The organism is Streptomyces sp. NPDC005438 (assembly GCF_040606315.1).
Lineage (GTDB): Bacteria > Actinomycetota > Actinomycetes > Streptomycetales > Streptomycetaceae > Streptomyces.
Genome location: NZ_JBEXEP010000010.1, coordinates 1 through 14,509 on the forward strand (window position 1 = coordinate 1; position 14,509 = coordinate 14,509).

12 protein-coding genes are annotated in these 14,509 nt (G+C 73.9%); 4 read left to right on the plus strand and 8 right to left on the minus strand.

The window, feature by feature from the left end; translation table 11 throughout:
- Window positions 1–79: 79 nt before the first annotated feature.
- The 5 genes from ABZT14_RS20380 to ABZT14_RS20400 form a co-directional block, all read right to left on the minus strand.
- A complete protein-coding gene (locus ABZT14_RS20380; RefSeq protein WP_356304751.1) occupies window positions 80–2,209 on the minus strand; it encodes a 3-hydroxyacyl-CoA dehydrogenase NAD-binding domain-containing protein in 2,130 nt (709 codons plus the stop codon).
- Window positions 2,206–3,426, minus strand: a complete 1,221-nt coding sequence (locus tag ABZT14_RS20385) for an acetyl-CoA C-acyltransferase (protein WP_356304753.1) — start codon at window positions 3,424–3,426, stop codon at window positions 2,206–2,208. The genes ABZT14_RS20380 and ABZT14_RS20385 overlap by 4 nt, the downstream gene beginning before the upstream one ends.
- A 220-nt stretch (window positions 3,427–3,646) precedes the next feature.
- On the minus strand, window positions 3,647–4,939 hold the full coding sequence (locus tag ABZT14_RS20390; RefSeq protein ID WP_356304755.1) for a ribonuclease D: 1,293 nt from the start codon (window positions 4,937–4,939) through the stop codon (window positions 3,647–3,649).
- Between the two features lie 110 nt (window positions 4,940–5,049).
- Window positions 5,050–5,715 carry a response regulator transcription factor gene (locus tag ABZT14_RS20395; protein WP_356304757.1) on the minus strand — a complete coding sequence of 222 codons (666 nt, stop codon included), beginning with the start codon at window positions 5,713–5,715 and terminating at the stop codon, window positions 5,050–5,052.
- A gap of 215 nt (window positions 5,716–5,930) precedes the next feature.
- On the minus strand, window positions 5,931–6,614 hold the full coding sequence (locus ABZT14_RS20400) for a DUF3000 domain-containing protein (RefSeq protein ID WP_356304759.1): 684 nt from the start codon (window positions 6,612–6,614) through the stop codon (window positions 5,931–5,933).
- Window positions 6,615–6,791: 177 nt separating this feature from the next.
- Between ABZT14_RS20400 and hemE the strand changes: the two genes are divergently transcribed.
- Window positions 6,792–7,847 (plus strand): uroporphyrinogen decarboxylase, encoded by a 1,056-nt coding sequence (hemE, locus tag ABZT14_RS20405; protein ID WP_356304761.1) that lies wholly within the window; start codon window positions 6,792–6,794, stop codon window positions 7,845–7,847.
- 7 nt (window positions 7,848–7,854) lie between these two features.
- Here hemE and ABZT14_RS20410 read toward each other — a convergent pair whose 3' ends face one another.
- Both ABZT14_RS20410 and ABZT14_RS20415 read right to left on the minus strand, forming a co-directional pair.
- Complete coding sequence (locus tag ABZT14_RS20410; RefSeq protein WP_356304763.1) at window positions 7,855–9,225, minus strand: FAD-dependent oxidoreductase; 1,371 nt, start codon at window positions 9,223–9,225, stop codon at window positions 7,855–7,857.
- Window positions 9,226–9,632: 407 nt separating this feature from the next.
- On the minus strand, window positions 9,633–10,766 hold the full coding sequence (locus tag ABZT14_RS20415) for a DUF4349 domain-containing protein (RefSeq protein ID WP_356304765.1): 1,134 nt from the start codon (window positions 10,764–10,766) through the stop codon (window positions 9,633–9,635).
- 136 nt (window positions 10,767–10,902) lie between these two features.
- Between ABZT14_RS20415 and hemG the strand changes: the two genes are divergently transcribed.
- The 3 genes from hemG to hemQ all read left to right on the plus strand — a co-directional run bounded on the left by hemG (window position 10,903) and on the right by hemQ (window position 13,576).
- Complete coding sequence (gene hemG / locus ABZT14_RS20420; protein ID WP_356304767.1) at window positions 10,903–12,297, plus strand: protoporphyrinogen oxidase; 1,395 nt, start codon at window positions 10,903–10,905, stop codon at window positions 12,295–12,297.
- Between the two features lie 17 nt (window positions 12,298–12,314).
- Window positions 12,315–12,731: an NUDIX domain-containing protein gene (locus ABZT14_RS20425; RefSeq protein WP_356304769.1), complete on the plus strand. Its 417-nt coding sequence runs from the start codon at window positions 12,315–12,317 to the stop codon at window positions 12,729–12,731.
- A 104-nt stretch (window positions 12,732–12,835) separates the two neighbouring features.
- Complete coding sequence (hemQ, locus tag ABZT14_RS20430) at window positions 12,836–13,576, plus strand: hydrogen peroxide-dependent heme synthase (protein ID WP_356304771.1); 741 nt, start codon at window positions 12,836–12,838, stop codon at window positions 13,574–13,576.
- Between the two features lie 71 nt (window positions 13,577–13,647).
- On the opposite strand, the gene ABZT14_RS20435 is transcribed toward hemQ, so the two are convergent.
- Complete coding sequence (locus tag ABZT14_RS20435; protein ID WP_356304773.1) at window positions 13,648–14,508, minus strand: TIGR04222 domain-containing membrane protein; 861 nt, start codon at window positions 14,506–14,508, stop codon at window positions 13,648–13,650.
- Window position 14,509 lies beyond the last annotated feature (1 nt).

Sequence of the window (14,509 nt, forward strand, 5' to 3'; positions counted from 1 at the left end):
CCCCTTCGGGACCCTACCCCAACCGGGGGGGGCGCCCCCCCCGGCGCCGCCCCCCCACTTCACCGTTCGCTCGTCCGGGTCATTCCGGGACGCTGGCCACCCCGGGGGCGAGGAACCTGCCTCCGGCGGCGCGCTCGCTGACCCCCTCACGGTCCAGGTACGGGGTGATCCCGCCCAGGTGGAAGGGCCAGCCGGCGCCGGTGATCAGACACAGGTCGATGTCCTGCGCCTCGGCCACCACACCCTCGTCCAGCATCAGCCGGACCTCCTGGGCGATGGCGTCCAGGGCACGGTCGCGGACCTGCTCCTCGGTGAGGGCCACGTCGCCGGTCTGGAACAGCGCCGCCACCTCGGGGTCCAGCTCCGGCTTGCCGGAGTCGTAGACGTACAGGTTGCGCTTGCCGGCCTCGACCACCCGGCCCAGGTTGTCCGAGACGCCGAAGCGGTCCGGGAATGCCTGGTGCAGGGTGCCCGCCACGTGGTGGGCCACCGCCGGGCCCACCAGCTCCAGCAGCACGATCGGCGACATCGGCAGGCCCATCGGGGCCAGCGCGCGGTCGGCGACCTCCACCGGGGTGCCCTCGTCGATGGCGCGCAGCACCTCGCCGAGGAAGCGGGTGAGGATGCGGTTGACCACGAAGGCCGGGGCGTCCTTGACCAGCACCGAGGTCTTCTTGAGGGACTTGGCCACGGCGAACGCGGTCGCCAGGGAGGCGTCGTCGGTGCGCTCGCCGCGCACGATCTCCAGCAGGGGCAGGACGGCCACCGGGTTGAAGAAGTGGAAGCCCACCACCCGCTCCGGGTGCCGGAGCTGGGAGGCCATCTCGGTCACCGACAGCGAGGAGGTGTTGGTGGCGAGGATGGCGTGCTCGGGCACCACCGCCTCGACCTCGGCGAACACCTTCTGCTTGACGCCCATCTCCTCGAACACGGCCTCGATGACGAAGTCCGCGTCGGCGAAGGCGGTGGCCTTGTCCAGGGAACCGGTGACCAGGGCCTTGAGGCGGTTCGCCTTGTCCTGGTTGACCCGGCCCTTGAGGAGCAGCTTGTCGATCTCCTCGTGGACGTAGCCCACGCCCTTGTCCACCCGCTCCTGGTCGATGTCGGTGAGCACCACCGGCACCTCCAGCCGCCGGGCGAACAGCAGCGCCAGCTGGGAGGCCATCAGCCCGGCACCGACCACACCGACCTTGGTCACCGGCCTGGCCAGGGACTTGTCGGGGGCGCCGGCCGGACGCTTGGCCCGCTTCTGCACCAGGTTGAACGCGTAGATGCCGCTGCGGAGTTCGCTGCCCATGATCAGGTCGGCCAGCGCCTGGTCCTCGGCCTGGAAGCCGGCGTCCAGGTCACCGTCCTTGGCGGCGGCGATGATGTCCAGGGCGCGGTAGGCGGCGGGGGCGGCGCCGTGCACCTTGCCGTCCGCGATCTCCCGGCCGCGTGCCACCGCCTGGTCCCAGGCCTCGCCGCGGTCCACCTCGGGGCGGGCCACCTCGATCTCGCCGCGCAGTACGGCGGAGGTCCAGTGCAGGGACTGCTCCAGGAAGTCGGCGCCCTCGAACAGGGCGTCGGCGACGCCGAGTTCGTGGACCTGGGGGCCCTTGAGCTGTCGGTTCTGGTTGAGGGAGTTCTCGATGATCATCGAGATGGCCCGGTCGGGTCCGATCAGGTTGGGCAGCAGCACACAGCCGCCCCAGCCGGGGACCAGTCCGAGGAAGACCTCGGGTAGGGAGAAGGCGGGTACGGCCTGGGAGATGGTGCGGTAGGTGCAGTGCAGGCCCACCTCCACACCGCCGCCCATGGCCGCGCCGTTGTAGTAGGCGAAGGTGGGTACGGCCAGCTGGGACAGCCGCCGGAACACGTCGTGGCCGCCCTTGCCGATGGCCAGGGCGTCCTGGTGCTCCTTGATGACCTCCACGCCCTTGAGGTCGGCGCCGACCGCGAAGATGAACGGCTTGCCGGTGATCCCGACGCCGACGATCTCGCCGTTCGCGGCCTCTCGCTCGACCTGGTCCAGGGCCTCGTTGAGGTGGGCGAGCGAGCCGGGGCCGAAGGTGGTGGGCTTGGAGTGGTCGAACCCGTTGTCCAGGGTGATCAGGGCGAACCGGCCCGCCTGGGAGGGGAGTTCGAGGTGGCGTACGTGCGCCTGGGTGACGACCTCGTCCGGGAACAGGGAGGCCGCGCCCTTCAACAGCTCGGTGGTGGACGTCACTTGCCTGCTCCCTCGTAGTGCGGGTTCTCCCAGATCACGGTGCCGCCCATGCCGAAGCCCACGCACATGGTGGTGATGCCGTAGCGGACGTGCGGCTGGTCCTCGAACTGTCGGGCCAGCTGGGTCATCAGCCGTACGCCGGAGGAGGCCAGCGGGTGGCCGAAGGCGATGGCCCCGCCGTACTGGTTGACGCGTGGGTCGTCGTCGGCGATGCCGTAGTGGTCCAGCAGGGCCAGGACCTGTACCGCGAAGGCCTCGTTGATCTCGAACAGGCCGATGTCGTCGATGCCCAGGCCCGCCTTGGCGAGTGCCTTCTCGGTGGAGGGCACCGGGCCGATGCCCATCACCTCGGGCTCGACCCCGGCGAAGGCGTAGGACACCAGCCGCATCCGTACCGGCAGTTCCAGGTCCCGGGCCACGTCCTCGGCGGCGATCAGCGAGGCGGTGGCGCCGTCGTTGAGTCCGGCGGCGTTGCCCGGGGTGACCCGGCCGTGCGGGCGGAACGGGGTCTTGAGCCCGGCGAGGCTCTCCAGGGTGGTGCCGGGGCGCATCGGCTCGTCGGCGGTGGCCAGACCCCAGCCGGTCTCGCCGGCCTCCGGGTCGGTGCGGCGGACCGAGATCGGCACCAGGTCCTGCTGGATCCTGCCGTCGGCGTACGCCTTGGCGGCCTTCTCCTGACTGCGCACCGCGAACTCGTCGGCGCGGGCCTTGGTCAGGTGGGGGAAACGGTCGTGGAGGTTCTCCGCGGTCATGCCCATGAACAGCGCGGACTGGTCGACCAGCTTCTCCGACACGAACCGGGGGTTGGGGTCGACGCCCTCGCCCATCGGGTGGCGGCCCATGTGCTCCACGCCGCCGGCCACGACCACGTCGTAGGCGCCGAAGGAGACGGAGCCGGCGGTGGTGGTGACGGCGGTCATGGCGCCGGCGCACATCCGGTCGATGGAGTAGCCCGGTACGGAGCTGGGCAGGCCGGCGAGGATGCCGGCGGTACGGCCGATGGTCAGGCCCTGGTCACCGATCTGGGTGGTGGCGGCGACGGCGACCTCGTCGACGCGCTCGGGCGGCAGGTTGGGGTTCCGGCGCAGCAACTCCCGGATGCACTTGACGACCAGGTCGTCAGCGCGGGTCTCGTGGTAGATACCCTTCGGGCCCGCTTTGCCGAACGGGGTGCGGACGCCGTCGACGAAGACGACGTCCCTAGCGGTACGAGGCACGTTGGCTCTCCTCCATGTGCGCCGGTGCGGGGGTTCGCCCCCGGGTCCGCGAGGGGCCGGGGTGGCTTTACGCACCATGCTACTTGTCGGTAACTGATGGGCAAGGCCGGTCCCCCCACAGGGGCGTGGATCACATTCCCCGGTGCCCGCGCTCCCGGCCCGGCGGGCCCGGGCGCACCGTTCGCGCGCCCGGGTCGCACCACCGTCAGGCGGTACCCGCTCAGCTGGCGGGGGCGGGCTGGTCCAACGCCTCCACCAGCAGGTCCACGGTCTGCTCCACCTGCCAGGGGCGCGCCCCGCGTTCCCGCAGCGACGCGGCCACCGCCTCCCGGGTGGGCTCCTCCGGGGGTTCCCAGCAGAGCCGGCGCACGGTGTCCGGGGTCAGCAGGTTCTCCTGGGGCAACCTCAGCTCCTCGGCCCGGGCGGTCACCGCGGACCGGGCCGCCGTCAGCCGGGCCGCCGCCACCGGGTCCTTGTCGGCCCAGGCGCGCGGGGGCGGCGGGCCGTTGGACGCCTGGCTGGGCGTCGGCAGCTCCCGGTCCGGCAGGTGCCGGGCCCGCTCCACCGCCTCCTGCCACTGGGTCAGTTGACGCCGGCCCATCCGGTGCCCGAAGCCGGGCAGCGCGCACAGCGCCCGTACGTCGGTGGGCATGGCCAGGGCGGCGGCCACGATCGCCGCGTCGCTGAGGACCTTGCCGGGGGAGATGTCACGTCGCTGGGCGATGTGGTCGCGGGCGGTCCACAGCTCCCGTACCGCCGCCATCTGGCGGCGACGGCGCACCTTGTGCATCCCCGACGTACGGCGCCAGGGCTCCTTGCGGGGCGGGGCCGGGGGAGCGGAGCAGATCGCCTCGAACTCCTGGCGGGCCCACTCGCCCTTGCCCTGTTCGCCGAGTTCGGCCTCCAGGGCGTCCCGCAGGTCGACCAGCAGTTCCACGTCCAGGGCCGCGTACCGCAGCCACGGCTCGGGCAGCGGGCGGGTGGACCAGTCGACGGCCGAGTGCCCCTTCTCCAGGGCGTAGCCCAGGACGTGCTCCACCATCGGTCCCAGTCCCACGCGGGCGAAGCCGGCGAGCCGCCCGGCCAGCTCGGTGTCGAACAGCTGGCGGGGCACCATCCCTATCTCCCGGAGGCAGGGCAGGTCCTGGGTGGCGGCGTGCAGCACCCACTCGGTGTCGGCGAGGGCGTCGCCCAGGGTGGTGAGGTCGGGGCAGCCCACCGGGTCGATCAGGGCGCTGCCGGCGCCCTCGCGGCGGAGCTGGATGAGGTAGGCGCGCTGCCCGTAGCGGTAGCCGGAGGCCCGTTCGGCGTCCACCGCGACCGGGCCGGAGCCCTCGGCGAAGCGCTGGACGACCTTGTCGAGGTCCTCCTCGGTAGCGGTGACCGGCGGGATGCCCTCCCGGGGTTCCAGCAGGGGGACCGGCGCCGGACCCGTCGGTTCGGTGACGGGTGGGGCCGCGGAGGAGCTGGTGGACTGGGGGGCCTTCGGTTCGGTGTCTTCGGCGTCGGTCACCCGACAAGGGTAGCCGCGCCCCTCGGCGCGGACCGTCGGCCCGCTCACACGGCACGCGCGAGGGCGCCCACGGGTGTGGGCGCCCTCGGGGTGGCGGGGTGACGGGTGGGTCAGTGGATGATGCCGGTGCGCAGGGCGACCGCGACCATGCCGGCCCGGTCTCCGGTGCCCAACTTGCGGGCGATGCGGGCGAGGTGGCTCTTGACGGTGAGGGCGGACAGCCCCATGGAGACGCCGATGGCCTTGTTGGACTGGCCCTCCGCCACCAGTCGGAGCACCTCGACCTCGCGGCCGGACAGTTCGCGGTAGCCGCCGGGGTGGCCGGGGCCACCGGGGCCGGGGCGGCGGTGCATCCGGGCGGCGGCGGCCCCGACGGGTGCGGCGCCGGGGCGGTTGGGCAGGCCCAGCGCGGCGCGGGTGCCGGTGACGACGTAGCCCTTGACGCCGCCGGCCAGGGCGTTGCGTACGGCGCCGATGTCGTCGGCGGCCGACAGGGCGAGCCCGTTGGGCCAGCCCGCCGCGCGGGTCTCGGACAGCAGGGTGAGGCCGGAACCGTCCGGCAGGTGGACGTCGGCGACGCAGATGTCGCGCGGGTTGGTGACTCGGGGTCGTGCCTCCGCGATGGACGACGCCTCGATCACGTCGCGTACCCCGAGGGCCCACAGGTGGCGGGTCACGGTGGAACGGACACGAGGGTCGGCTACGACGACCATGGCGGTCGGCTTGTTGGGGCGGTAGGCGCCGAGGCTTGTGGGGTGCTCAAGCAGAACAGACACCGGGCCTCCTGGGGAGTGGCGAGGCGGTACGCCCATCCCGGACAAACCGGATAGTGATGGACGTTCCGTGTGGAAGGGTCATAGCTTCCTTCGGCAGCACGGAGGCCCAGCTTTAGAGAATGATCACGAATCGGTGACCGAGGCCGTCCCGGATTCGGACGGCCGCTCGATCCGGCTGCCCGGCCGGGTGGTGGCCGGCCGGCGCACCGGCGCGGTTACCCCTCGAACCGGTTCCGAAGTGCTACCACCCGGGCCTCGCCCTCCACCGATTCCCCCTCCCCACCGACCGGGGGCAGCCCCGCGCACTGGCACAGCAGCTCGCACCAGGCCGCCAGATGGGAGGCCACCTCCCCGGGGTCCTCCGCCTCGGGGGTCCAGCTCGCGCGCAGCTCCAGCTCGGCGTGCGGTTCCCGGTCGGCCATCCCCCCGAAGTAGTGCGAGCCGGCCCGGGTCACTGTCCCGGACAGTTCCCGTACCGACAGCCCGTGGGCCCGCTGGGCTCCCAGCAGCCAGGACCAGGTGACCTCGGGGAGCAGGGGGTCCTGGCCCATCTCGGGTTCCACGTTCGCCCGGGCGAGGGTGACCACCCGGAACGGTCCCTGCCAGGTGGACTCCTGGTCCGGGTCGTACAGCAGCACGAAGCGCCCGTCGGCCAGCTCGGCCGGCTCCTGCTCGGACCGCGCCGAGGGCGCTCCGGCCGGCTCCTCCACGGTCGCGGTCCAGGCGCAGGCGTGCGGCGCCAACCGTCGGGGAGCGGGCATCGGGCGCAGCCGCACGTCCTCCCGGGGGCGGTACGCGCGGAGGGCGGCCAACGCGGCGGTGAAGGCCGGGGGTACCGGCGCCTCCGCCTCGTCGGGTCCACCGTCGCTGTCGGTCACTGGAATTCCCACCGCTGTCATGGGCGGAAAGAGTAGAGGGCGCCGGCGCGGTGGTCCGGGAGCGGGCCGCCGACGGCGGGTCGCCCGATTGGCGGTGCCGCCCGGGGCGCGCCGGCCACTCCGTCACCCCGGCCGGCGGGCCCGGTGCCGTCCGGCGCCCGGTTCGGGGGCACCCGCCACGCGTGGGAGACTGCCCGGGTGAGCGTCGAGCACCGCCCCCAGGGCCCCCTCCAGGACTCCCCCTTCCTCCGCGCCTGCCGCCGTGAACCGGTGCCGCACACCCCGGTGTGGTTCATGCGCCAGGCGGGCCGTTCCCTGCCCGAGTACCGCCAACTGCGGCAGGGCACCGGGATGTTGGAGTCCTGCACGCGCCCGGAGATGGTCACCGAGATCACCCTCCAGCCGGTGCGCCGGCACGGGGTCGACGCCGCCATCTACTTCAGCGACATCGTGGTCCCGCTCAAGGCGCTCGGCCTGGACCTGGACATCAAGCCCGGGGTCGGGCCGGTGGTGGCCGAGCCCGTCCGGTCCGAGGCCGACCTCGCCCGGCTGCGGCCCCTGGAGCCGGACGACGTGTCCTATGTGTCCGAGGCCATCGGGATGCTGGTCAAGGAGCTGGGGGACACCCCGCTGATCGGCTTCGCCGGTGCTCCGTTCACCCTGGCCAGCTATCTGGTGGAGGGCGGCCCGTCCCGCAACCACGAGCGCACCAAGGCCATGATGTACGGCCAACCCCGGCTGTGGGCCGCCCTGTTGGAGCGGCTGGCGCGGATCACCTCCACCTTCCTACAGGTGCAGATCGAGGCCGGGGCCAGCGCGGTCCAGCTGTTCGACTCCTGGGTGGGCGCCCTGGCTCCCGAGGACTACCGCCGGCGGGTCATGCCCGCCTCGGCCAGCGTCTTCGAGGCGGTCGCCGGGTACGGCGTACCCCGCATCCACTTCGGGGTGGGTACCGGCGAACTGCTCGGGCTGCTCGGCGAGGCGGGTGCCGACGTGGTGGGCGTGGACTGGCGGGTGCCGCTGGACGAGGCGGCCCGCCGGATCGGACCGGGCAAGGCCGTGCAGGGCAACCTCGACCCGGCCGTGCTGTTCGCCCCGCGTGAGGCGGTGGAGGAACAGGCCGGCCGGGTGCTGGAGTCGGCCCGTGGCCTGGAGGGGCACGTGTTCAACCTCGGGCACGGGGTGCTGCCGGACACCGACCCCGGAGCGCTGACCGCGCTGGTGGAGTACGTCCACCAGCGCACCGCCCGCTGAGTCCGGGTCAGTCGCCCCGTACGGCCGCCAGCGCTCGGCGCGCGGCCACCAGTACCGGGTCCCACACCGGGGAGAACGGCGGCGCGTAACCCAGGTCGAGCTGGGTCATCTGCTCCACCGTCATCCGGGCGGTCAGGGCCACGGCGGCGATGTCCACCCGCTTCGCCGCCCCCTCACGCCCCACGATCTGGGTGCCCAGCAGGCGCCCGGTGTGCCGTTCGGCGAGCATCTTGACGTGCATCGGGCTGGCCCCGGGGTAGTAGCCGGCCCGGCTGGTGGCCTCCACGGTCACCGTGTGGAAGTCCAGTCCGGCCTCGGTGGCCTGGCGTTCCAGCAGGCCGGTACGTCCGATCTCTAGGTCGCAGACCTTGCTCACGGCCGTACCCACCACCCCGGGGAAGGTGGCGTGGACGCCGCCGAGGTTGGAGCCGATCACCTGGCCGTGCTTGTTGGCGTGGGTGCCCAGCGGGACGTACCGGTGCTCGCCGGACACCAGGTCGTACACCTCCACGCAGTCGCCGCCGGCCCACACGTTCTCGTGCCCGCGCACCCGCTGGGTGACGTCGGTGAGCAGCCCGCCGGAGGCGCCGAGGGGCAGTTCCGCCTCCCGGGCCAGCTCGGTCGCCGGCCGGACTCCCAGGCCCAGCACCACCACGTCGGCCGGGTACCGGTCCCGGTCGGTGACCACCCCGACCGCCCTGCCGTCCTCGGTGGCGATCTCGCTGACCGTGGCCCCACGTACCGTCTCGATGCCCATACCGCACATGGCCTCGTGCACCAGGGCGCCCATGTCCGGGTCCAGGGTGGTCATCGGCTGCTCGGCCTGGTCCACCACGGTCACCCGGTAGCCCCGGCGGATCAGGGCCTCGGCCATCTCCACGCCGATGTAGCCGGCGCCGACCACCACCGCCCGGTCGCCCTCGGTGCGGGCCAGGGTGTCCAGCAGGGCCTGGCCGTCCTCCAGGCTCTGCACTCCGTGGACGCCGTCGGCGTCGATGCCGGGCAGCCGGGGACGCACCGGGTGGGCGCCGGTGGCGAGGACCAACTCGTCGTAGTCCAGCCACAGTTCCTCGCCGGAGTCCAGTCGGCGGGCGCGTACCTGGCCCCGGTCCAGGTCCAGGGCGGTGGCCTCGGTGCGGGTGCGTACGTCGACCCCGCGCCGACGGTGCTCGGCCGGGTCCCGGGCGATCAGCTGGTCGCGGTCCTCGACCTGTCCGCCCACCCAGTACGGGATACCGCAGGCCGAGTACGAGGTGAACTCGCCCCGCTCCAGGGCCACGACCTCGCACTCCTCGCCGCACAGTCGGCGCGCCCGGGAGGCCGCCGCCATTCCGGCGGCGTCGCCGCCGATCACCAGAATCCGTCGGGTGGTAGCCATACCGGTTCCTCTCCGTCGGGTCGCGCCGCCCGGCGCCGTGCGCCCACCACGCTAGGGCGCCTCGTTCGGAACACCGAGAGGCTCGCGTGCCCTGGCGCCGTACAGCGCCGGGTTGTCGCTCCGTCGTCGCCGGGGGTCGCCCCTTGCCGCCGGGGCGGCCGGGGCACCGACGCACCGGACTCCCTTCCGCCCGGCGCTGTCCCACGGCGCGTGACACGCTCACCGACCCTCCCCAGGATCCGCGCGTGCCACGGCGGCGCCTCCTGTTCCCACCCCCACGAGGTGTGGCACCGGAACGTGTTCACGGATCTTCCCCGGTCCAAACGGCGCGCCGTGGAGTCACCGTGGAGTGGTGTCGGGCAGGGGAGGTTCCGGTGCCGTGACCGGCCGGCCCGGGCGCCGACCGGTCACCTGGTGCCCTCAGCTCCCGGGTCGGGGTCGCCGGTGTCCGTCGTCGCGCCGTCGGCGCCCACCGGAGCGGGGGCCGGGGCGGCCGGCGGGCCCCAGGGGCTGACCGGTACCACCCGGGGACGGCGGCGCAGCCAGCGGGGCCGGCGCGGTTCCAGCACCCGCCACAGCAGGGTCAGCAGTGCTCCGGCGAGTACGAAGGGCAGCAGGGCGCCCAGCACCACGGCGAACCAGCGCATGGTGAACAGCAGCGCGCCCCAGCCCCCGGCCAGCGCGTCGACGAAGCCGGGGCTCTCGTCCCGGTCACCGCCACCGAGGGTCCCGTCGGGTTCCCTCAGGGAGAGGATGACGGTGGCCATGTCGGTGCTGTCCGAGAGGTTCTTCTGCTCGGCCAGCAGGGTCTCCAGGGTGGTCTGCCGGCTGGTGAGCTGGCCCTCCAGGCGGACGACCTCGCTCAGGTCGTCGGCCTCGTCCATCAGTTCGCGCACCCTGCGGACGCTGGCCCGCTGGGAGGAGATCTGGCTCTTGAGGTCCACCACCCGGTCGGTCACGTCCTGGGTGGAGACGTTGCGGCGTTCCAGGGTGCCCAGGTCGGAGAGGTCGGCCAGGACCGAGGAGTGCTTCCGGGGCGGCACCTTGAGCGTGATGCGGGAGCGCTCGTGCCCCTCGGGGTCCCGGTCGGTGGTCTCGCTGGCGGTGTAGCCGCCGGCCTTCTCGGCCGTCTCGCGGGCCCGCTCCAGCTTCCCGGGCACGTCCTTGGCGACCACGGTGAGCTGTGCGGTGCGCACCAACTCCCGGGAGGCGGCCGGGTACTTCTGCCGCCCCGGACTCTGGTCGGTCCCGTCGGAGGCGCCCGGGCTCGGGTCAGAGCCCGGTTGCCGGGTCTCCGCGGTACCGTCCCGCTCTGGTGAGCGCTTCCCCTGTTCACCGGCGGACGGCCGTTGGTCCGACGCGCCCGCGCTGTCGTCGTCGGAGGCGCTGCACCCGGTCACCGCCAGGGTGGCGACCAGTACCGCCAGTACGGCCCTGCGCGCCGTCGGCGCCACCACCGCCGCCCGGGCCCGGGCGAACCGTGACCCGTTTCCCGCCCCGCCGTCGGGTCGGCCCCATCCGTCGTGCCGTGTGTTCCTCACGCGATCCCCCAAGGTCCCCTGTCCTGTGGCAGGTTGGACGGGCGACGCGCGGTGACCGGTTGCCGTCACCCGGTCGCGATCTCGTCACGGAACGGGTGCGTGCGGGCCACGTCCCACGGTCTGGGACAGTGGGCACATGCGCGTGATCGTCATCGGTGCGGGGATCTCCGGGCTTGCCGCCGCCCACCGTCTGCTGGACCGGGGAGCACGGGTGACCGTGCTGGAGGCCGACTCCCGGGTGGGCGGAAAACTGCGGGTGGGGGAGATCGCCGGCCAGCCGGTGGACCTGGGCGCGGAGGCGATGTTGGCCCGCCGCCCGGAGGGGTCACGGCTGGCCGAGGCGGTGGGGCTGGGCCCCGACCTGTGCGCCCCGCGCGCGGTGGGCTCGGCGTTGTGGTCCCGGGGGGCGCTGCGCCCGCTGCCCAGGGGCCAGGTGATGGGGGTGCCCGACGACCCGGCCCAGGTGGCTGAGGTGATCTCCCCCGAGGGGCGGCGGCGTATCGCGGCCGAAGTGGGCCTTCCGGCCCTGGAGTTGGGCCGGCCCGGCGGGCCCGACGACGTGGCCATCGGGGAGCTGGTCGCCGAGCGGCTGGGGCCGGAGGTGGTGGACCGGCTGGTGGAGCCGCTGCTGGGCGGCGTCTACGCGGGCGACCCCTACCGCATCTCGTTGCGGGCCGCCGTACCGGCCCTGTTCGAGGCGGCCCGCCACGAGAGCTCCCTGGCCGACGCGGTGCGTCGGGTGCGGGGCGCGGCGGTCGGCGTGGCGGGCGGGCCGGTGTTCCACGGCGTCCGGGGCGGGGTGGGGCGGCTGCCGCAGGAGGTGGCCCGGTCCTGCCGGGAGCGGGGTGCCGAGCTGCGTCACGGCGCGGAGGTACGGGAGGTGCTGAGGGTCGGTCAGGAGTGGCGGGTCGCGCTCGGGGGCGGTGAGGCACTGTCGGCGGACGCGGTGGTGCTGGCGGTGCCGGCTCCGGTGGCGGGCCGGCTGTTGGCGGGGCGACTGCCCCGGGTGGCGGGGGAGTTGGAAGCCGTGGAGTACGCCCCGATGGCCCTGGTCACGCTCGCCTTCCGCCGTACCGAGGTGGCCGGACTGCCCGAGGTCAGCGGCTTCCTGGTGCCTCCGGTGGAGGGGCGGGGCATCAAGGCGGCGACCTTCTCGGGCACCAAGTGGGAGTGGGTGGGCGAGGGGGACGAGGAGCTGTACCTCCTGCGTACCTCGCTCGGGCGGCTGGGGGACGCGCGGCCCCTGTCCTGGGAGGACGAGGAACTGGTCCGGGTCTCGCTGCGGGACCTGGAGGCCGCCGTGGGGCTGCGGGCCCGTCCGGTGCGCTCGCTGGTGACCCGCTGGCCGGGCGGGCTGCCGCAGTACCCGGTCGGGCACCTGGACCGGGTGGCGGCGGTACGCCGGGAGGTGGCCGCGCTCCCGGGGCTGGCCCTGTGCGGGGCCGCCTACGACGGGGTGGGCATCCCCGCCTGTGTGGCCAGCGGGGAGTCGGCCGCCGACGCGGTGCTCCCCTCGGAGGGGCAGGGCTGACCCGGTACGGTCGGGGCATGTCCCAACAGGTGGTGTGGGCGGCCAGCGTGGTCGTCACGGACGAGGCCGGCCGGGTGCTGCTGGTCCGGCGGGGCACCGAACCGGGGCGCGGACTGTGGTCGGTGCCCGGCGGTTCGGTGGAGGCCGGGGAGAGCCTCCGGGAGGCGGCGGCCCGTGAGGCGCTGGAGGAGACCGGTCTACGGGTCCGGGTCGGCCGGGAACTGTGGAACCTGCGGGTACCGGTCGGCGACGGCCGGGTGTACGAGATCCACGACTTCGCCGCCACCGTCCTCGGCGGCACCCTGGTGGCCGGCGACGACGCCGACGAGGTCCGGTGGGTCGCCCCCGAGGAGATCGACGCGCTGCCGCTGACCGACGACCTCGCCGGCTATCTGCGTCGGGGCGGCGTCATCCCGCCCCGCGCCGAGGGCTGAACCCGGCCGGGCACGCGGACCGCCCGGGCACCGTGTCGGTGACGGCCGCCCCCGTGGGCGGGGCCGGCTTCGGGGTGGGCGACAATGCGGGCGACAATGGGGCCATGACTGCGAGCAACGACGCCACCCACGCCCCCGAGGTCCCGGACGACCGGTCGCCCGGCAAGCGCGCCAAGGACCTCAACGAGGTGATCCGCTACACCCTGTGGTCGGTCTTCCGGGTCCGCCCCCCGCTGCCGGCGGACCGGGCCACCCTCGCCGGCGAGGTGGAGAAACTGTTCGCCGACCTGGGCACCGAGGACGTGACCGTACGCGGGATCTACGACCTGTCCGGCCTGCGGGCCGACGCGGACGTGATGGTCTGGTGGCACTCCGGCGACTCCGACGCCCTCCAGTCCGCCTACAACCGGCTGCGGCGCACCGCCTTCGGTGCGCACCTGGAGCCGGTGTGGTCCAACATGGCGCTGCACCGCCCAGCGGAGTTCAACAAGTCCCACATCCCGGCCTTCCTGGCCGACGAGCGGGCCCGTGACTACGTGAGCGTCTACCCCTTCGTGCGCTCCTACGAGTGGTACCTGCTGCCCGACGAGGACCGTCGCCGGATGCTCGCCGACCACGGCAAGATGGCGCGCGGCTTCCCCGACGTACGGGCCAACACGGTGCCCTCGTTCTCCCTCGGGGACTACGAGTGGATCCTCGCCTTCGAGGCGGACGAACTCCACCGCATCGTGGACCTGATGCGCCACCTGCGCGGCTCCGAGGCGCGGATGCACGTACGGGAGGAGGTGCCCTTCTACACCGGGCGCCGCCGCCCGGTCGGGGACCTCCTGGCCGACCTGCCCTGACCCTCACCGGGTGACCGGGCGCCCGCCCTCGCGTACGGGGGCCGGCGCCCCCCGGTGACCGCCCGCGCGGCTCAGCCGCCGCACCCTCCACAGCCGCCGCACCCGCCAGAGCAGCCTCCGCCGTCGCCACCGCACCAGGCGCCCTCGGCGGAGCCGCTCACCGCGCTGGTGGTGCTGTGGGCGGCGGCGAGTTCGGTACCGGCCAGGCCCTGGACCAGTTCGCCCTTCAACTCCGCGTCGCCCACCGCCAGCAGCCCGCCCACCGCGACCGCCGTGGAGGCGGCGCCCACCCCGGTGACCGCGAACGGCTTGGTGATCCGCAGCACCTCGGTCTCCAGCCGCCCCCGGGGGGTACGGCGACGGCGGTCCGGTGCCCCCAGCAGGCCCAGCCCCGCCAGGAGCAGCGCGGCGAGGGGGAGCACCAGCAGCCGTACCAGCAGGGAGACGTCCCCGAGGATCAGACAGCACAGGTAGCCCAGCAGGCAGATCCACAGATGGCGGCGGGTCGCCCGTCGCCAGGGCCGGTGGATCTCCGGCCGGAACAGCAGCCCCCGCTCGGCCAGTTCGTCACCGATGCGCTGCACCGGCGCCGAGGACATCAGCCGTGGCCGCAGCGACTTCCAGGACGAGGAGCCGCCGTCGGCCGCGCACAGGTGGAGGAGTTCCCGCTCCACCGGCTCCCGCCCGTGGGCGCCCTCGACGGCGGTCACCCGCCCGTGGTCGGCGCGGAGCCGACCGTCCTCCAGCAGCAGGCAGAACACGGTGTCGGCGACCCGGCCGGGGCCGCCCCCCAGGAACGCGGCCTCCCGTACGTTGCGCGGCGGCGCGGCGTCGACCCGGGGTACCGACGCCAGGGCGCGGTGGTGGGCCCACCACACCGAGACCAGGGACCCGGTGACGGCGGCGAGGGTCAGCCACATGGCGAGGTTCATC